This is a genomic window from Streptomyces sp. NPDC101165, assembly GCF_044768135.1.
GTDB lineage: Bacteria > Actinomycetota > Actinomycetes > Streptomycetales > Streptomycetaceae > Streptomyces.
In genome coordinates, this window is the sequence record NZ_JBIWPG010000012.1 from 267,169 (window position 1) to 284,618 (window position 17,450).

General features: G+C 72.4%; 15 protein-coding genes and 3 pseudogenes. 5 read left to right on the top strand and 13 right to left on the bottom strand.

The genetic code is table 11. The annotated features are described in order from the left end of the window. Nucleotides 1-152: 152 nt before the first annotated feature. The 3 genes from ACIRVH_RS26835 to ACIRVH_RS26845 all read right to left on the bottom strand — a co-directional run bounded on the left by ACIRVH_RS26835 (nt 153) and on the right by ACIRVH_RS26845 (nt 5,912). Nucleotides 153-1,076 (bottom strand): helix-turn-helix domain-containing protein, encoded by a 924-nt coding sequence (locus ACIRVH_RS26835; RefSeq protein WP_403957799.1) that lies wholly within the window; start codon nt 1,074-1,076, stop codon nt 153-155. A 109-nt stretch (nt 1,077-1,185) separates the two neighbouring features. Next, nucleotides 1,186-3,012 (bottom strand): BTAD domain-containing putative transcriptional regulator, encoded by a 1,827-nt coding sequence (locus ACIRVH_RS26840; protein WP_403957801.1) that lies wholly within the window; start codon nt 3,010-3,012, stop codon nt 1,186-1,188. Nucleotides 3,013-3,083: 71 nt separating this feature from the next. Continuing rightward, nucleotides 3,084-5,912 (bottom strand): AfsR/SARP family transcriptional regulator, encoded by a 2,829-nt coding sequence (locus tag ACIRVH_RS26845; RefSeq protein WP_403957803.1) that lies wholly within the window; start codon nt 5,910-5,912, stop codon nt 3,084-3,086. A 170-nt stretch (nt 5,913-6,082) separates the two neighbouring features. Here ACIRVH_RS26845 and ACIRVH_RS26850 point away from each other — a divergent pair, with 170 nt between their 5' ends. Both ACIRVH_RS26850 and ACIRVH_RS26855 read left to right on the top strand, forming a co-directional pair. Continuing rightward, nucleotides 6,083-6,646, top strand: coding sequence for a hypothetical protein (locus ACIRVH_RS26850; RefSeq protein WP_403957806.1), 564 nt, complete (start codon nt 6,083-6,085; stop codon nt 6,644-6,646). A gap of 98 nt (nt 6,647-6,744) precedes the next feature. After that, complete coding sequence (locus tag ACIRVH_RS26855) at nt 6,745-7,572, top strand: maleylpyruvate isomerase family mycothiol-dependent enzyme (protein WP_403957809.1); 828 nt, start codon at nt 6,745-6,747, stop codon at nt 7,570-7,572. 6 nt (nt 7,573-7,578) lie between these two features. Here the strand turns inward: ACIRVH_RS26855 and ACIRVH_RS26860 are convergent, their stop codons facing one another. The 8 genes and pseudogenes from ACIRVH_RS26860 to ACIRVH_RS26895 all read right to left on the bottom strand — a co-directional run. Then, nucleotides 7,579-7,806, bottom strand: coding sequence for a hypothetical protein (locus ACIRVH_RS26860; protein ID WP_403957812.1), 228 nt, complete (start codon nt 7,804-7,806; stop codon nt 7,579-7,581). After that, nucleotides 7,793-8,083, bottom strand: coding sequence for a DUF6400 family protein (locus ACIRVH_RS26865; RefSeq protein ID WP_403957815.1), 291 nt, complete (start codon nt 8,081-8,083; stop codon nt 7,793-7,795). The genes ACIRVH_RS26860 and ACIRVH_RS26865 overlap by 14 nt, the downstream gene beginning before the upstream one ends. Nucleotides 8,084-8,146: 63 nt before the next feature. Then, on the bottom strand, nt 8,147-8,881 hold the full coding sequence (locus ACIRVH_RS26870; RefSeq protein ID WP_403957818.1) for a hypothetical protein: 735 nt from the start codon (nt 8,879-8,881) through the stop codon (nt 8,147-8,149). A 78-nt stretch (nt 8,882-8,959) separates the two neighbouring features. After that, complete coding sequence (locus ACIRVH_RS26875) at nt 8,960-9,928, bottom strand: threo-3-hydroxy-L-aspartate ammonia-lyase (RefSeq protein WP_403957821.1); 969 nt, start codon at nt 9,926-9,928, stop codon at nt 8,960-8,962. Nucleotides 9,929-9,981: 53 nt separating this feature from the next. Further along, complete coding sequence (locus ACIRVH_RS26880; protein WP_403957823.1) at nt 9,982-11,130, bottom strand: alanine racemase; 1,149 nt, start codon at nt 11,128-11,130, stop codon at nt 9,982-9,984. 14 nt (nt 11,131-11,144) lie between these two features. Beyond that, entirely contained in the window at nt 11,145-12,083 is a 939-nt protein-coding gene (locus tag ACIRVH_RS26885; RefSeq protein ID WP_403957826.1) for an ornithine cyclodeaminase family protein, read from the bottom strand. Between the two features lie 10 nt (nt 12,084-12,093). Then, entirely contained in the window at nt 12,094-12,732 is a 639-nt protein-coding gene (locus tag ACIRVH_RS26890) for a transcriptional regulator (RefSeq protein WP_403957829.1), read from the bottom strand. 252 nt (nt 12,733-12,984) lie between these two features. Further along, nucleotides 12,985-13,383 (bottom strand): annotated as a pseudogene (locus ACIRVH_RS26895) (short-chain fatty acyl-CoA regulator family protein); the annotation flags it as partial. On the opposite strand from ACIRVH_RS26895, the gene ACIRVH_RS26900 reads away from it, so the two are divergent. After that, nucleotides 13,323-14,090, top strand: coding sequence for an MFS transporter (locus ACIRVH_RS26900; protein WP_403957832.1), 768 nt, complete (start codon nt 13,323-13,325; stop codon nt 14,088-14,090). The pseudogene ACIRVH_RS26895 and the gene ACIRVH_RS26900 overlap by 61 nt on opposite strands. Before the next feature lie 12 nt (nt 14,091-14,102). Here the strand turns inward: ACIRVH_RS26900 and ACIRVH_RS26905 are convergent. Together ACIRVH_RS26905 and ACIRVH_RS26910 are read right to left on the bottom strand one after the other, a co-directional pair. Next, nucleotides 14,103-14,502: pseudogene (locus tag ACIRVH_RS26905) on the bottom strand ((2Fe-2S) ferredoxin domain-containing protein). After that, nucleotides 14,499-15,632, bottom strand: a pseudogene (locus ACIRVH_RS26910) (HAD-IC family P-type ATPase); the annotation flags it as partial. The pseudogenes ACIRVH_RS26910 and ACIRVH_RS26905, both read right to left, overlap by 4 nt. A gap of 346 nt (nt 15,633-15,978) precedes the next feature. Here ACIRVH_RS26910 and ACIRVH_RS26915 point away from each other — a divergent pair. Together ACIRVH_RS26915 and ACIRVH_RS26920 are read left to right on the top strand one after the other, a co-directional pair. Next, complete coding sequence (locus ACIRVH_RS26915) at nt 15,979-16,677, top strand: histidine phosphatase family protein (protein ID WP_403957835.1); 699 nt, start codon at nt 15,979-15,981, stop codon at nt 16,675-16,677. Between the two features lie 276 nt (nt 16,678-16,953). Next, the coding region (locus ACIRVH_RS26920; protein WP_403957838.1) for a phosphopantetheine-binding protein at nt 16,954-17,450 on the top strand (497 nt) is incomplete at its 3' end.

Sequence of the window (17,450 nt, forward strand, 5' to 3'; positions counted from 1 at the left end):
CCGGCGTCGCTGAGCGCCACCGTAGGTCCGCTGGGCGGAGGTCAATTGCCCGTGAGCGAACGGTCGGTGTGCCCACAGTGCACGGATGCGCGGGGGCGCCGCCGTGGGTGCGCCGGAGGGAACGGTTCGGTGCGCCGGCAGGAGGCAGCCGGCTACCGGCCCGCGGAATCCCGCCACTCACGCGGGGTCATCCCGTACGTGGCCCGGAAGACGCGGCTGAAGTGCGTGGCGCTGGCGAAGCCCCAGTGGCCCGCCACGGCGGCGATGGTCCGGGTCCCGCGGGAACGGTCGGCGAGTTCGCGCCGGCACTCCTCCAGCCGGCGCAGCAGGATCCGCCGGCCGACGGTGGTCCCTTCGTCGGCGAAGAGCTTGTGCAGGTATCGCACGGAGATGTGGTGGGCGCGGGCGATCCGCTCGGGGGACAGCTCCACGTCGCTCAGGTTCAGGTCGATGAACCCGAGGATCCGGGACACCAGGGCCGACTGGTCGCCGGCGGCCGCCCTGCCGTGTTCCCGCAGGTGCTCCGTGGCGAGGGTGGTGAGCAGGTTCACGGCGTTCCAGGCGAGCATCTCGCCGACCGTGGCCCGCGACGCGACGGCGGTGTCGGCGAGGTCGGACAGGAACGGCGAGAGGAGCGAGCCCATCCGGGAGTCGCGGCGCACGGGCACCCTGGTGATCCGGTGCAGGTCGCGGTCGGCGAGCCCCAGCAGTTCGCGTGAGAGCAGGAACGTCTTCGTACGGCATCCTTCGGGGAGGTCCAGCGCGGGCGGGCGGTGCAGGTCGTAGAAGCAGATGTCGCCCGGGCCGAGTTCGCCGTCCACGGAGGGTTCCTGCAGTAACAGCGGCCCGCCGCCCCGCACGCCCACGAAGAGGAACTCGCCGCTGTTCCGGGCGATCCACCTGCTGGGCCCTCCGGTGAGGTCCGGTTGCGCGTACGGCGAGCGTTCGCGGGGCAGCACGGCGGGGGCCGGGTCCGTGATGAGGATGTCGAGTCCCATGGCCCGCCGCCACACCGGTCCCGGTTGCGGTGACCCCGGGTGTCCGCCGCTCGCCTCGATGCCGGTCGTCGCCGTCATCCGTCGTCGCCTCCGCTCTGTCGTCACGTGAAGCGGCGATGGAGAAGGCCACTTCGCCGGGAGCGTAGGTCGGGGGATGTGCAAAAAAAGTGACAAGGAAGTGAGGGCGCTACTCGGTGAGCTCGGCGGCGAAGGCGCGCAGCAGTTCGTGCAGGGCGTAGTGGCCGGGCGCGGATTCGGTGGCGAGGTGCGCCTCGGCCAGCTCGCCCAGGAGGGTCCGGGCCTCGCACACCGGCAGGTCGGCCAGTGCTGCGGCGGCACCGGCCGTGACGAAGGGGCCGGTGTGCCGCGGAAGCAGCCGGAACAGCCGGGCGCCCTGCGCCGACAGGGTGCGGTAGGAGCAGTGGAACGCGGCGCGGACGTCGGCCGCCCCCTTGGCGGAGCAGAAGGCGTCGAGGCTGCCGTGCGAGGCGCGGAGTTCGGCGGCGAGGGCGGCCAGCGGGAAGTCTCTGCGGCTGGTGGCGCGCGCGGCGACGACGGCGAGGGCCAGCGGCACCCGCCCGCACCGCGCCACGATCTCCTCGGCCGCCTCGGGTTCGGCGGCCACCCGCTCGGAGCCGATCCGCCGGGTCAGGACGGCGTGGGCGTCCGCCGCGGACGGCAGGTTCAGGGGCAGGTGGCGTGCGCCGGCGGCGATCAGACCGGGCAGTCCGTTGCGGCTCGTGACCACGGTCAGGCAGCCGGACGAGACGGGCAGCAGGGGGCGGAGCTGCTCGGTGTCGGCGGCGCCGTCGAGGAGGAGGAGAAGGCGGCGGCCTGTCAGCAGGCCTTGGTAGAGGGCGGCGAGCGCGTCGACGCCTTCCGGCATCCGCTGTGCGGGCACGCCGAGGGCAGCGAGGAGCTGCCGTAGCGCCTCGGCGGGTGTCAGGGCGGCCCGGCGCGGGTCGAAGCCGCCCAGGTCCACGTGGAGTTGACCGTCCGGGAAGCGGTCGGTGGCGCGGTGCGCCCAGTGGACCGCGAGGGTGGTCTTGCCGATGCCCGCCATTCCGCTGATCAGAACGGTGGCGGGCAGGTGGCCGGCGGCCGCCGTGGCGTCGGCCGGGCCGCTCAGCGTGTCGAGCTCGGTGCTGCGGCCCGTGAAGACGGCGAGGTCGGGCGGCAACTGAGCGGGCCGGACGAAGGGTTCCGGGTGTTTCGGTCGCGTGGGCGACATGCTCCGGGTGGTGATGTGCCCGGCGGGCCGCACCTCCTGGCGCAGGACGCGGGCATGGGCCGCGCCCAGCTCACGACCGGGTGCGACGCCCAGCTGGGCGGCCAGGTCGCGCCGGACGTGCTCGTACGCGGTCAACGCCTCCGCCTGCAGTCCGCAGGCGGCCAGCGACATGACCAGTCGGGCGTGCAACGGCTCGTCGAGCGGTTCGAGTTCGGCGGCTCTGCGCAGGGCGGGGAGCACCTCCTCCGACCTGCCGCTCAGCAGGGCGGCGTCCGCTGCCATCTGTGCGGTGCGCACGATGTCCCGCTCCACGGCCGCGAAGTGCGGGTGCGCGCGGGTGGCCGCGGGTATCCCCGTCGCCACCGGGCCGCGCCACAGGGCGAGGGCGTCGGCGAAGTGGCGTACCGCTTCCTCCGGCCGTCCGGTGGCGGCGGCCCGCATGCCCTGTCGGGCGAGGTCGCGGAAGCACAGCAGGTCGACCTCGTCGGTGTCCGCCGCCAGCAGATAGCCGTCGGTGCGGCCGAGCAGGCGCTGTCCGGGCGCGCGCGGCGGCAGCCCCGGTTCCAGCAGCCTGCGCAGCGCACCGACGTAGCGGCGCACCACGTTCCGGGCGCTTGCAGGGGGCTGCCCGGACCAGAGCACCTCGACGATCTCGCTCATCCGCATGGGCCGGCCCGTGTGCACGAGCAGTAGCCCGAGCAGGGCCCGTTGCTGGGGAAAGCCGAGATCCAGCTCGGTCTCCCCCCGCACCACCCGCAGGGATCCGAGCACTTCGAACCGCATCACTTCACCGAGCCCCGTCCCGCACGACCACCGACCACCGACCACCGCCGCATCGCGGGTGTGCGCACCGCTCACACCGCGCCGAGCCGTTCGTCCCGTCCGTCGAGTCTGGCCCGGACCCGGTCGGCGTCGGGATGGCCGAGAGCGGTGAGGAGGGTGAGGGCCTCTTCCCAGGCCGCCCGGGCGCTGTCGCGGTCGCCGGTGGCCAGGTGGGTCTCGCCGATGCGGGTGAGCGTGTCGGCCTCCGGGTACGGCACCCCGAGCGCCCGGTACAGGGTCAGCGCGTTGCGGTAGCCGAGCAGGGCGTGCGGGTGGCGGCCGAGGTGGTGGTGGGCGTAGGCGATGCTGTCCCAGGTCGCGGCCTGGCCGTAGCGGTCGCCCAGGTCCTGGAGCAGGGTCAGGGCTTCGAAGCAGTGCGCGAGCGCCTGCCGGTGCTCGCCGAGCAGGACGTGGTACCAGCCGACGGAGTTGAGGACACTGGCCTGCGCCGGCCGGTGGCCCGCGGTACGGAACAGTTCGAGGGCGAGCCGGTTGTGCCGCAGGGCCCCGGCCAGGTCGCCCTGCTGCTGGCTCTCCCAGCCCAGGCTGCGGTGGGTTCCCGCCCGGCCGACGAGGTCGTCGAGACCGGTGAACAGCTCCAGGGCTCGTTCGAGGTGGGCGCGGGCCTCCTCGTGCAGTCCCAGTCTGCCCGCCGCCCGGCCGAGGCCCCGCAGCGCGCGGGCCTCCAGGGCGGGATCGGCGAGCCGCAGCGCGGCACCGAGCGCGGTGCGCTGGGCGGCCAGTCCGTCGTGCCAGTGGCCGCACCGTTCGAAGTACGGTTCCAGGGACCAGGCCAGCAGACACGCGAGCCGGTCGCGTCGGGAGGCCGCCGCCTCCTGGATGACGGCGGGCAGCGCCCCGTACTCGGCACCGAGCCAGGCCAGGGCCCGGCTGTCGTCGGCGAACGGTTCGGCGTGCGTGCCCTCCGGCAGGGGCGGGAGATCCCCGCTCGGATCGAGGAGCGCACCGGCGGCATGGGCGCGGTACAGGTAGTACGCGAACAGCCTGTCGATCGCCTCCTGCCGCTCGGCCTCGTCGTGGTGGATCCGGAGGAGTTCGGCGGCGTGCGCGCGGAGCAGGTCGTGGAAGGCGTAGCGGCCGGGTGCGGGTTCGTTGACGAGGTGGACGCCGGAGAGTTCGGCGAGCAGCGGTCGTACCTGACGGAGCGGCAGTCCGGCGAGCGCGGCCGCGGCGGCCGGGGACGTGTCCGGGCCGGGGTGCAGGGCGAGGAGCCGGAAGAGTCGGGCTGCCTCGGCCGACACGGCACGTACGGACCAGGAGAACACCGTGGCGACATCCGCCGAGGTGTCGGGCCGGGTGAAGGCGTCGAGGCTGCCTTGGGCCTCGCGGAGTTCGGCGGCCACGGCAGCCAGCGGGAAGTGCGGGCGGAGGGCGGCGCGGGCGGCCACGCAGGCGAGGGCGAGGGGCAGTCCGGCGCACCGGGTGATGATCGCGTCGACCGCCCCGGGTTCGGCGGCGATCCGTTCCGCGCCCAGCCGGCCGGCGAGGAACGCCCGCGCCTGGCCGGTGTCGAACGGCCGCAGGGTCAGGGAGCGGGCTCCGTGGGCGGCCACCAGGCCGGTGAGTTCGTCCCGGCTGGTGACGATGGTGAGGCAGCCGGGCGCGCCGGGCAGCAGTGGCCGCACCTGCTCCGCGTCACGCGCGTTGTCGAGCAGGACGAGCACCCGCCGTCCGGACAGCACGCTGCGGTAGAGCGCGGCCTGGGCGTCCAGGCCCTGCGGGATGCGCTCCGGCGGCACCCCCAGCGCGTCGAGGAAGCCGCGCAGGGCCTCCCCCGCATCGGTGATCGCCCCGGACGGAGCGAAGCCGCGCAGGTCGACGTAGAGCTGCCCGTCCGGATACCGGTCGGCGACCCGGTGGGCCCAGTGGACGGCGAGCGTGGTCTTGCCCACCCCCGCCATCCCGCCGAGCGCGGAGATCAGCACCGTCCCGGCGTGCTCCGCGTCGCCGGCGAGCGAGCCGAGCACCTCCGCGAGTTCGGTGTGCCGTCCGGTGAACGTGGCCAGGTCGTGGGGCAGTTGGGCGGGTACGGCGGGGTGCGGGCCCGGGGATTCCGGGTGCGGTGTGCCGGCGCCCCGGCCGGTCGCCTCGCGCAGCGCGTCCCGCAGTTCGGGGCCGGGGTCGATGCCCAGCTCGTCGGCGAGGCGGCCGCAGGCGGTCCGGTGCGTGTCCAGCGCCTCGGCGCGGCGGCCGGTGGCCGCGAGGGCCAGGACCAGCCGGGCCAGCAGGGGCTCGTCCAGCGGATGCGCGGCGGCGGCCTGCCGGAGTTCCGGCAGCACCCTGTCCGGTACGCCGGCGTGCAGCGCCGCGTCGGCCGCCTCGCGCACGGCGGTGAGGCGCTCGCGCTCCGGCCCGCCGACCGCGATGCGGTCGCGCACGTCCGGGGAGATCCCGGCGGCAACCGGTCCGTTCCACAGCGACAACGCTTCGGCGAGCAGCTCCACGGCCCGTGCGGGCGAACCCTCGGCCGCGGCCCGCCGGGCTTGATCCCGCAACTCGCGGAACCGTACGAGGTCCAGGGCGTCGCCGTCGGTGACGAGCCGGTAGCCGCCCGCGCCGCGCACCAGCCGACGGCCCGACGCCCGCGCGGGCAGCCCCGGTTCCACCAGGCGGCGCAGCGAGCCGACATGGCGGCGGACGACGTTGACGGCGGTGCGCGGCGGGTGCGGTCCCCACAGCGCGTCGACGATCTCGGGCACGGACACGGGCTGACCTGCGCGAAGCAACAGGAGGGCCAGCAGCGCCCGTTCCTGAGGTCCCCCGAGTTCCCGCTCGCGCTCTCCGCGCCAGACCCGCACCGGCCCCAGCACCGCGAACCGCACGGCCGACTCGTCCGGCATGACGTCCCCCTCCGGTCTGCCTCCCCGGACTCGAATGTACGTCACCGGATCAGTAACCGAGAGTTACTGCACCGCGAGACCTCCGGAACTTCCGGCAGCTCTGCGTGCAACCATTCGCCATAGTCGCGTGTCTCACCGGATAACAGCATGACTCGACCAAGGGGGACATCATGCGAAGAATTGGGGCAGTGATAGCAGCGCTCCTTCTGGCGGGCGCGGGGTTGGGGACGGCGTCGAGCGCGGCGGCCACCACCCAGGCGACGGCCTGTCCGACCGGCTGGGGCAGCGGCCCCAAGGGCGGTCCCACCGCCGGTGCCGTGCCGCTCGACGACATCAGGACCGGTCGGCACGCCTGCTTCGACCGGATGGTCTTCGACGTGCCGGGCGGGGGCCGTTCCCTCGGCTACTCCGTCAAGTACGTCCACCGGCTCCACGAGTCCGCCAGCGGCCGCTACATCCCGGTCGGCGGCGGGGCGATCCTCGACGTCCACATCGGCGCGCCGAGTTACGACCCGGAGACCGGTGCGGTGACGTACCCGGGACGGGTGGGCCACACCCTTCCCGGCGTGCACCTCAGCGGGTACCGCACCTTCCGCGACACCCGGTTCGCCGGCAGCTTCGAGGGAGAGACGCAGATCGGTCTCGGGGTCCGGGCCCGGCTGCCGTTCCGGGTGATCCAGCTGTCCGGCCATCTGGTGATCGACGTGGCCCACAACTGGACGGGCAGCCGCTGATCACGGGCCGCCCGCAGGCTTGCCCTGTGTTCCCGAGTCTGGTTGGGTACCCGGCACCCCGTATGCACGGGGCACGGCAGGCGGGAGGGGCGGGCGGCGTGCGGCCGACGGAACGACAGGACACCGAGGGGCTGTTGCCCGACGGACTCGGGCAGGCGATACGCGGGACCGCCGAGGACATCGCCGCGCTGTTGCGGGGTGTGCCCGACACGGCGGTTCCCGTACCGGGGTCGGAGTGGACCGTCGGTGAGGCGGCCGCGCATCTGGCGCTGGCCAACGAGCTGATGGCCGACCTCGCCGCCGGGCGCGAACGCCCCTACGGCGACGGCACCCCGCAGAGCCTGGCCGCGGCGAACGAGGAGTCCCTCGCCGTCTTCGGGGAGCGCCGGGCGGAGCCACTGGCGACGATGATCGCGGAGCAGGCCGAGGTGTTCCTGGACGCCCTGACGCGGACGCCCGCCGAAGACCCCGCACCGACCACGCCGCTGGGCCCCATGAACCGCGGCGTTCTCGCGTCCTACCTGCTCACGCACATGCTGGGTCACGGCTACGATCTCGCGGCCGCCCTGGGCCGCCCGCACATGGTCGACGGACCGCGCGTGAGCCTCTGCATGCCGTTCATGCTCTCGGTCATGCCGCGCGTCACGAACACCGCGGCCACCGCCGGTCTCACGGCTCGCTACACGGTCCGGCTCCGCGGGGGCGAGGCGTTCGGCGTGGCCTTGGCCGACGGTGCCGTGCAGGTGACCCCGGGGCCGCCGCAGGACCGCTCGGACTGCACCATCCTCATCGAGCCCACCGCCTTCCTGCTCGTCGCGCTGGGCCGGCTCAACCCGTGGCGTGCCATCGCCCGGGGACAGATCCTCGCCTGGGGATCCAAGCCCTGGCTGGCTCCCCGCTTCCCGACCCTGTTCACCGCGCCCTGAGCCGTCTCACCCCTGGGACCGGGTGGCTCCGAAGTGGGTCTCGTGGTTCCAGACGTGGGTGCAGGACGGGCACTGCAGGTGGAGCAGGCTGCCGGTGTTGGAGAGCAGGTAGCGCCAGTGGGAGCGGCACTCACCGCCCTGCGCACAGGTGGCGCACTGCCGGCGGTCGTCGCACTTCGGGCAGTCCACCCAGGCACGGCGCCCGATGTCGGCCTGCGGATCAAGCGGCAGCATCGCCACCCCCGCGCCTGGGGAGCACCCCGGCCGCGAGCAACTCGTCGTAGATCCGCTGCTGCTCCGCGTCGAGGCCGGAGTACAGCAGGTCGTACGCCTCCTCCTCACCGCGCAGCGCCGCGACGGGATCCCAGTCGGGCCCCAGCGCGGCCAGGGCGTGCGTGCGCCGGAGCATCTCGTGCGCGGTCAGGTCGACGACGAAGTCGACCGGCTCGGACTCGCTCACCGCGGCAGGCTCGTCCGGCTCGCCAGGAAGGACGGGGTCAAAGGAGGACATACGATCGAACGTAGGTAAGCCTTTCCCGCCAGGGCAAGAGCAGGTGGGGGAAGTCACAGCAGGTCACTTGAGGATGTTCACGGCCCGCGCGACCACCAGGACCACGGTCACCAGGGAGACCGAGGACTGCAGCATCATCAGCATCTTCGCCCACCGTGAGAGGGGCATCACGTCGGTCGGGCTGAAGGCGGTGGAGTTGGTGAAGGACAGGTACAGGTAGTCCAGGAACGCCGGCTCCCAGTCCGGCGGGGCGACCTCCGGGCTCTGCATCTGCACGAAGAGGAAGTCGGCGTGCTGCTGCCGGCCGAGGACCCGCGCCATCGGGCCGCCGCGGTCCCACTCCCAGTACCACAGGGCGAACACGATGACGTTCGTCAGCCAGATGCCGCCGCCGGTCAGCAGCAGCGGCACCGCGTCCTGCCCCGCACGGCCGCTCACCAGGTCCGCGACGAGCCGGAGTGCCGCCAGGCCGTTGGCCAGGCTGATGACGGAGATCAGGCCCAGGCCGAGCCACCGCAGCCAGCGCGTCTGCGGCTCGACCCGCCGGGGGTTCGCGGCGACGAGGCCGGCCAGCAGCAGCAGCTCCAGCACGGGCAGCGCCCAGTACGGCCGGAGCCCGAGCCGGTGCGGCAGCATCAGCTGGAGGGCGACCGCCACCAGGATCACGGCGGTCACCGCCCAGCGCGGCTCCCCGCGCGTCGCCCGACGCCACGCGGGGACCAGATCACGCTCGCCGGTCTCCAGCAGTCGCTCGATCCTGGCCAAGCGGTTCTCGGCGTCGCCCATGTCATCGGTCATGGCGATGATTGTCCCGGGTGGCTGTCCGCGCGTCGGAGGGGGTGCGGGGCACTGGGCGTACGAGCGCTGAGCTGCGGTTCAGCCGCCGATGAGGGCGGTGAACCGCTCGGTGTCGATGTTGCCGCCCGAGGCGATGACGCCGATCCGCCGCGGGAGGTTCTCGACGCGTCCGGCCAGCAGGGCCGCCAGGCCCGTGGCGCCGCTGGGTTCCAGGACGATCTTCAGACGCTCGAAGGCGAACCTCATGGCCTGGACGATCTCCTCGTCGGTGACGAGCGTGACGGCGTCGACCAGCCGCTGGTTGATGGCGAAGGTGATCTCGCCGGGGGTGGAGATCGCCTGGCCGTCGGCGATGGTGCGGGGCACGGGAATGGTGACGCGCTCGCCGCCCTCCAGGGAGCGCTTGGTGTCGTCGCCCGCCTCGGGTTCGACGCCGATCATCCGGATGCCCGGGTGCAGCGCCTTGGCGGTGGTGGCGCTGCCGGCGATGAGACCGCCCCCGCCGACGGGCACGACGAGGGCGTCGAGTTCTCCGGTGTCCTCGAGGAGTTCGAGGGCGGCCGTGCCCTGGCCGGCGATGACATGGGGGTGGTCGTAGGGCGGGATCAGGGCCAGGCCGCGGTCCTCGGCCAGGGCCTCGCCGAGGGCGGTGCGGTCCTGGGTGTAGCGGTCGTACGTGACGATCTCCGCCCCGTATCCGGCGGTGGCCGCCATCTTGGAGCGGGGGGCGTCCTCGGGCATCAGGATGACGGCGCTGGTGCCCAGTTCGCGGGCGGCCAAGGCGGTGGCCTGGGCGTGGTTGCCGGAGGAGTAGGCGGCGATGCCCTTGGCCAGTTGCCCGGGAGAGAGCTGTGCGGCCGCGTTGTAGGCGCCGCGGATCTTGAAGGCGCCGATCCGCTGGAAGTTCTCGCACTTGATGAACACCTCGGCGCCGACGAGGGCGTCGAGCGTGCGCGAGGTGAGGACGGGGGTGCGGTGGGCGATGCCCTTGAGGCGCGCGGCGGCCTCACGGACGTCGGCGAACGTTACGGGCGGAGCGGCGGCCATGGCAGGTCCTTGGAGTAGGAGGCGGGAGGTGGTCGGGAACCTCGGTGGGCGGGCTACCAGCCGCTGATGCGGTTATAGACCCCCTGGATCACGGGCGTGGGGCGGCCCGGCAGGCTGCCGTCGACGACGTGGTAGCCGTGGTGCTGGGCCGCTGTGGCGCAGGCGTGGTTGGGCAGGACGCGCAGGCGGGTGCCGACGGGCAGGTCGGGCAGGACAGCTCCGGCATGTGCGGAGAGGGTGCCGTGCTCCTGGCTCGCGCCGGTCATGACGAGCCCGGGGATCAGCCGCCCGGTCAGGTCGGCGACCAGGCCGTAGCCCTGGTCCTGGGGCTGGGCGGAGGTGCCCCGGTCGCGGGACATGGCCATCCAGCCGCCGTCGGTGATGATCCACCCGTACTCGGGACGGTGACCGATGACGGTGACGACCACCGACAGAGCGAGGTCGTCGAGGTTGCAGACGCCCAGACCGGCCATGACCAGGTCGAAGAAGACGTAGTTGCCGGCGCGCAGTTCGGTCACACCGGTGAGGTCGTCCGCCGCGTGGGCGGTGGGGGTGGAGCCGACACTGACGACGGGCACCGGCAGCCCGGCGGCCCGCAGTGCGTCGGCCGCGGCGACGACGGCGTCGCGTTCGTTCTTCGCCGCCAGGCGCTGATCCTGCGCGGTGGGGGCGAAGTAGGACTCCCCCGCGTGCGTCAGGACGCCGTCGAGGCAGCCCGCCTCGTGCAGGATACGGCCGATGCCGACGAGCCCGGGCGCGTCGGGCCTCAGGCCGCCGCGGTGTCCGTCACAGTCGATCTCGATCTGGGCGGGCAGGGCGATGCCCGCTTCGCGCGCGGCGTCGGCGACGGCCGTCGCCTGTTCGGTGCTGTCGAGCAGGACGCGCAGCGTGACACCGCGGCGCAAAAGGGCGATCACGCGGGGCAGCTTGTGGGGGTCGATACCGACGGCGTAGGTGATGTCGGTGTAGCCGGCGTCGGCGAACGCCTCGGCTTCGGCCAGGGTGGAGACGGTGACCGGGCCGGGTGTGCCGTCGTGCAGGAGCGCGGCGACGTCGAGGCTCTTGGCCGTCTTGACGTGCGGGCGCAAGGTGACTCCGAGGCGGTCCGCTCGCTGGGCGAGCCGTGCGATGTTGCGTCGTGTCCGGTGCACGTCGACGACGGCGAACGGGGTGTCGGGATCAGCCAGATTCCGGACGTGCACTGACGGTGCGGTGGTCACAGGCTCATGTCCAGTTTCTTCAGAAGGGCCAGGCCCAGGTAGAGGTCCTGCAGGCCGATGCCGGAGCTGTCGAAGACCGTGATGTCGGCGTCGTCGGCGCGTCCCGCGACCCGGCCGGTGAGGACCTCGCCGAGCGGGGTGAGTGCGGTCTCCTCGGGGGCGTGCTGGCTCTCGCCCATGCGGCGGGCCTGCTCGGGCAGATCGCAGAACACGCGCGCCACGGAGAACAGTTCCGGGTCCAGTTCCCGCTTGCCGGGAGCGTCGGCGCCCATGCAGGAGATGTGGGTGCCGGGCCGGACCCACTCGGCCCGGAACAGGGGCGGAGCGTCGGCAGTGGCGTTGGTGGCGGTGACGATGACGTCGGCCCGGGCGCAGGCCTCCTCGGCGCCGGTGGCCATCGCTGTACGGCCTTCGGCGGCGAGGCCGGCTGCCATCCGTGCGGCGCGGTCCTTGTCGCGGCCCACGACCAGGACCTCCTCCACGGGCCGGACCCGGCTGACGGCCCGTACCTCGTAGGCGGCCTGGTGCCCGGTGCCGAACACGGCCAGCGTGGTGGTGTCGGGGCGGGCCAGCAGATCGACGGCGAGGGCGTCGGCGGCCGCGGTCCGGTAGGCGTTGGCCTTGCCGACCTCCAGGACGGCGGCGATCCGGCCGATCGTCTGGTCGAGGAGCAGCAGGGTGGAGTGGTGGCGCGGCAGTCCCTGCTCCGGGTTGCCCGGCCAGTAGCTGCCGATCTTCACCCCGGCGTGCGTGGCGGAGGCCGACGGCTTGAGCGTGAACCGGTTCCTCGGGTCGGATCCGTGCACGGCCAGACTGGGGAAGACCGCGCCGTCCACGGTCGCGGCGAACGCCTCGCGGGCCGCCCGCAGCGCGAGGTCCTCGTCGACGACCGCGGCGGTCTCTTCCTCGGTGACGTGCAGCAGACGCCGGCTCATGAGTGGCCCTTCACTTGGTGTAGTTGTAGACGGTCGCGCGGGACACACCGAGCAGGTCCGCGATCGTCTGGGCGGCATCGCGCGAGTCGAAGTAGCCGTCCGAGTGCAGCTGCCGTACGAGCGCCTTCTTGCCCTCCCGGCCCAGCGACCTCGGGGTTCCCCCGCGTTCCGCGGCGAGCGCCTCGACCGCCCTGCGCAGTTCCCGGGCGTTGCGGTCGCGCAGGGTCTCCAGCGGCTGTTCGCGGTGCTCGGTGTCGGTGGCGACGAGGTTGGCCAGGGCGAGCGTGACCGGTGACAGCACGGAGACGTCGAGGTTCAGGCACAGGGCCGCGACGTACTCGCCGGCGCTGTTCTTGATGCCGATCGACGTGCTCTTGGCCGGGCGGCCGTCGGGGAACTGGTTCGGGTAGTTCTGGATGACGCTCGGGTACTGCGGATCGGCGATGCGCGCCAGCCCCAACTCGGTTGCGGAATCACCGACTTGTCGGCCGGAGAGGTTGTTCTCGATCGCCCGGATCGCCTGCTCCGGATCGCGCAGGTCGTGCAGTACCACCTCGCACAGCCCCGGGAACATACGGCCCAGGGCGACGGCGATCTTCTCCGTTTCGCGGATGAGGTGCTCGTCCGCCTCGGCCGCTGCGGTACGCATGACGTGACCCTCCCGGACAGATCTTCGACTCTTTTTCCAATTCTGGACAGTAAGGCTAAGCGATTGCGTCGTAGCCGTCCAGCAGCCGGCCGTCGAGGCCGCCACGAGCGGGCCGCCCCGCGCACTACCTCCGTTGGGCGGCCAGACGTACGGGGGCGTTGGCGGAGCCGTATCCGCGGTAGCCGCCGGACCGTTGCACGAACTCGACCCAGGCATTGTGCATCGCGGCGCGCCCTCGGCTCGGGCACCCCGTCAAGGGGACGTCCCCATCACCGGATACGGGACGAAGGTGCTGGTGTTCTGGTCGATGCTCAGCGGGCGGCCGAGAGGCGGTGCCGCGCGCTGGGGACAGTCGAGGCGTTCGCAGACGCGGCAGCCCATGCCGATGGGGGTGGCCGCGGAGGCGCTGGCGAGGTCGAGGCCGTCGGAGTAGACGAGGCGGTGCGCGTGGCGGATCTCGCAGCCGAGGCCAATGGCGAAGGTCTTGCCGGGTTCGCCCCAGCCGCCGCGGTGTCGGGTGAGGGCACGGGCGGTCCACAAGTAGCGTTGCCCGTTGGGCATTTCGGCGATCTGGACGTGGATGCGCCCCGGTGCGGCGAAGGCCTCGTAGACGTTCCACAGCGGGCAGGTTCCGCCCGCGCGGGAGAAGTTTCACCTTCTTCGCCACCCCACAACTGCGCGCGCTGCTCGCCCTGAATCTCGCCGTGGCGGCCGCGAGCGCGGTGGTCACCGTCAACAGCGTGGTCCACGTCCGACAGCGGCTGGGGCTCGGTGCCGCCGAGGTGTCGCTGGCACTCGGCGCCTACGGTGGCGGTTCGATGATCGTCGCCCTGCTGCTGCCCCGCATACTGGAGTGGGTGTCCGACCGCGCGGTGATGCTGCGCGGCGCTCTCACGCTGGTGTTCACCGCACTCGGCATCCTCACAGCGGCCGGGAACGGGGGGTGGCGCTGGCCTGCGCTGCTGGTGATCTGGGCGGCCTTCGGTGCCGCGTGTTCGATGGTGCTCACGCCGACGGGCAGGCTGATTCGCCGCTCGGCGCCTCCGGCGGAACGCACCTCGGCGTTCGCCGCGCAGTTCTCGCTCTCGCACAGCTGCTGGCTGCTGACGTATCCGCTGGCCGGCTGGCTCGGGGCGGCGGCCGGTCTGCAGTCGGCGGTGGTCGCACTGGGGGTGATCACCCTGGGCGCCGGGCTGCTGGCGGTGCGACTGTGGCCTGCCAAGGAGGCGCTCCTCGTCGAGCACGAACACGCCAGCCTCGACGACGGCCACCCGCACCTCGCAGACGCCGTCCGGGTGCCCGGCGGCTGGCGGCACAGCCACCGAAAGCTTGCCGACGGCCTCCACGCGCACCGGTAGGATCGGTGGCGATCAGTCCTCCACGGCCCGCCGGATCCGCCGGGACGGGCTGAACTCGTACAGGCCAAGGATGTCCGGCGTCTCCGTGAGCCCCGGGCCGCCCTGGCGCACCCAGGTAGCGATTGTCGGCTGTCGCGTCGGGGTCGTTGACCAGGCCGAGCCACACCGGTCGGCCGCCGGCGGCCCGGCCTTTGGAAGATGGCTGTACGACGATGACGTTGGCCTGCTCGCAGGCGTCCAGGCAGTTCACGACCCGGATCTGCGCTACGGAGCCCAGTTCGGTTTTGAGGGTGGCGAGTTGGGCGGCGTGGTCGACACCGGGGATCTTGGCTGTGCCGCAGCAGCAGCCCCGGCACACGGTGACGGTGCACCGGGGTGCCACGTGCTCGGCGGGCGCCTTGCGGCGGCTCACTGGGCAGCCCGCTTCCAGGACGCTTCGCGCAGCAGCCGCAGTCCGTTGAGCCAGACGATGACGGTGGAGCCCTCGTGGCCCGCGACACCCAGCGGCAGTGGGGGGTTCCCGGCCAGGTCCCAGACGACCAGGCCGGTGATGAACACCGCGGCGATCACGAGGTTCTGAACGACGAGCCTGCGGGCCCGCCGGGACAGGGAGATCACCGCGGGCACGGTGGCCAGTTCGTCGCGGACGATGACCGCGTCAGCGGTCTCCAGCGCTAGGTCGGAGCCCGCCCGGCCCATCGCCACACCGGCGTGCGCGGCGGCCAGCGCCGGCGCGTCGTTGACGCCGTCACCGACGACCATCACCTTGTGGCCGGCTTCCTCCAGCTCCCTGACTGCGCGCACCTTGTGCTCGGGCAGCAGCCCGGCGCGCACGTCGTCGATACCCACCTCGGCGCCCAGGCGGGCGGCGGCGCGCGGGTTGTCACCGGTCAGCAGCACAGGCGCCCTTCTGCCCAGGGACGTCAGGGAGGCGACGGTGGCGGTGGCGGTGGCGGTGGCGGTGGCGGTGGCGGTGGCGGTGGCGGTGGCGTCAGACCGTAGCCGGTCGGAGATACCGAGTACCCCAGCCGTTGCCCCGTCCACGGTGACCACAACGGCAGTCCAGCCCTCGTCCTCCAGCCCACCGGCGACGGTCGTAGTGCGCGCGGAGGACACGTCATCGGCACCGCCGAGCAGCCGCGCAGGACTCCCGACCGCGATCACGCGCCCTTCGACGTAGGCCTCCACACCGACGCCGGGCGTGGAGACGAAGTCCTCGGCCACCGGAAGAGCAAGGCCCTTCTCCCTCGCCGCGTCCACCACGGCCCGGGCCAGTGGGTGCTCGCTGGGGTACTCGGCCGCAGCGGCCAGCGTCAGCAGTGCGGCCTCGTCCAGACCGGAGCCCGTCAGCGGCCGGACGGCGGTGAGGCGTGGGGTGCCCTCGGTCAGGGTGCCGGTCTTGTCGAGCGCGACCGCGTCGATCTCGCCGAGCCGCTCCATGACGATGGCGGACTTGACCAGCACGCCGTGCCGCCCGGCATTGGCCATCGCCGACAGCAGTGGCGGCATGGTGGCCAGGACGACCGCACACGGCGAAGCCACGGGTCGAGCCGGTGCAACTGCTCGACTTCATGGGCGGCTACTGGGAGCTACTGGATGGCGAGATCTCGCTGGTGAGAAGCAGGCGGGTCAGCCGATCAGGCCCAGAGGCGAGCGTGTCGGCCACGGCAGCCGCCGCGGCCGACACGCCCTCACAGGACCGGGGTGCCGCGGTTGCACCGGCCGCTTGGCGGGGTGCTTTCGGACACCTGGGGGATGTTGCAGCGAGGCGCTTCCGATGACCCTGGAGCTCATGAGTCACGACGTAGCGCCAGCCGTGTCCTGCGCTGCAGCTCGCGTGGTCTCACGCCACCCGGCGTCGTGCCGGGCCAAGAAGGAGGTCGGTCCTATGACGATCCGCCTGACGTTTCTGTGTGCCCCCGGAAGTGACGCCGCCCTGGATCCGTTCCTCGGTGACGCGCCCCTGAGTGACCACAGCTTGTGTGAGGCGCGCGTGGTGGGAGCAGGGCTCCCTGCCCACGGGCTGGTCGTCCGGGCGCCGTCAATCCGCTGCTCGCAGACAGCTGAGGCCCTTGGCCTGGACGCAGCGTCGGAGCCTGCGCTGCGCGATCTCGACCTCGGCACATGGTGCGGTCACTCCGTCGGCGACGTCGCCGCAACCGACCCCGACGGGTTCACTGCCTGGCTCACCGACCCGGATGCCGCACCACACGAAGGTGAGTCCGTACGCCGGCTCTGTCATCGAATCGCGACCTGGCTGAGCGGCGTAGCGCCCGACCCGGGCCACGTGCTGGCCATCACCGAAGCGGCTGTGGTCCGGGCTGCGCTCGTCCACGCTCTGGCCGTACCAGCAAGAGCCTTCTGGCACATCTCTGTCCCACACCTGTCCACGGTCTCCCTCACGTGGCGAGGTGGCTCCTGGGACGTCCGGCTCGGCCACGCCCCTCCCGCGGCGGCTCGCCGATGGCCCGTCCCGCGTTCGGCGCCGTCCGTACCCACCGCAGGTGATCAACCTTCGCCGGCCCACGTGGGCGGCGGGGAACGATCAAGTTCCACCCGGGAAGCGATCTTCGCCAGCCGCGGGTAGGCCCCGGGATGAAGCATCCGAGCCCGGCGCAGCGGGGAGGCCGCGTCGTTTGGCGCGGTTCCCCGCTGCTGGCCATATGGCCGGAGGCACCCGCGGGTCGTCGGGAGTGGTTCAGACACATGCCGGATGTTCAAAACCAGTCTCGACCTCGCGCACTTCACTCTGGACCTCCGCGCCGTGATCCAGGGCTGCTGCTACTTCACTACGTGCACAGCAGGGACGGGACGTTTCCACGGTCGTCAGACAGCGGACTGGCCTGACTGGAGGCGAAGGCACATGTACTCCGACACCACTGCCGCAGGCACGAGCAGTGCAGCGGCTGCCACCGAGAGGCAGATGGCCGAGGTGCTGGCCGGTGCCCTACGTATCGAGCGGGTGCCGGTAAACGGCAACTTCTTCACGGATCTGGGCGCTGATTCGTTGGTGATGGCGCAGTTCTGTGCGCGGGTGCGAAAGCGTGATGATCTGCCGACGGTATCGATGAAGGACGTCTACCGGCACCCGACGATCCGGAGCCTGGCCGCCGCGTTCCCCGACGCTGCTTCCTCCCGGGCGCAGGCGGACACCCCAGCCGCTGCCAAGGGAGCGACGGATTCGTCGACCGGCATCGAAGAGCTTCTGGCGGAGGTGCTGGCCACTGTCCTGCGTACCGAGCGGGTGCCGGTGGACGCTGACTTTTTCACGGATCTGGGCGCTGATTCGTTGGTGATGGCGCAGTTCTGTGCGCGGGTGCGAAAGCGTGATGATCTGCCGACGGTATCGATGAAGGACGT

Coding starts and splice junctions, on each gene's coding strand:
- ACIRVH_RS26865 (WP_403957815.1), bottom strand. CDS start 8,083: ATGTCCTCCTTTGACCCCGTCCTTCCTGGCGAGCCGGACGAGCCTGCC.
- ACIRVH_RS26845 (WP_403957803.1), bottom strand. CDS start 5,912: ATGCCGGACGAGTCGGCCGTGCGGTTCGCGGTGCTGGGGCCGGTGCGG.
- ACIRVH_RS26890 (WP_403957829.1), bottom strand. CDS start 12,732: ATGCGTACCGCAGCGGCCGAGGCGGACGAGCACCTCATCCGCGAAACG.
- ACIRVH_RS26885 (WP_403957826.1), bottom strand. CDS start 12,083: ATGAGCCGGCGTCTGCTGCACGTCACCGAGGAAGAGACCGCCGCGGTC.
- ACIRVH_RS26835 (WP_403957799.1), bottom strand. CDS start 1,076: ATGACGGCGACGACCGGCATCGAGGCGAGCGGCGGACACCCGGGGTCA.
- ACIRVH_RS26870 (WP_403957818.1), bottom strand. CDS start 8,881: ATGACCGATGACATGGGCGACGCCGAGAACCGCTTGGCCAGGATCGAG.
- ACIRVH_RS26860 (WP_403957812.1), bottom strand. CDS start 7,806: ATGCTGCCGCTTGATCCGCAGGCCGACATCGGGCGCCGTGCCTGGGTG.
- ACIRVH_RS26850 (WP_403957806.1), top strand. CDS start 6,083: ATGCGAAGAATTGGGGCAGTGATAGCAGCGCTCCTTCTGGCGGGCGCG.
- ACIRVH_RS26875 (WP_403957821.1), bottom strand. CDS start 9,928: ATGGCCGCCGCTCCGCCCGTAACGTTCGCCGACGTCCGTGAGGCCGCC.
- ACIRVH_RS26840 (WP_403957801.1), bottom strand. CDS start 3,012: ATGCGGTTCGAAGTGCTCGGATCCCTGCGGGTGGTGCGGGGGGAGACC.
- ACIRVH_RS26915 (WP_403957835.1), top strand. CDS start 15,979: ATGACGATCCGCCTGACGTTTCTGTGTGCCCCCGGAAGTGACGCCGCC.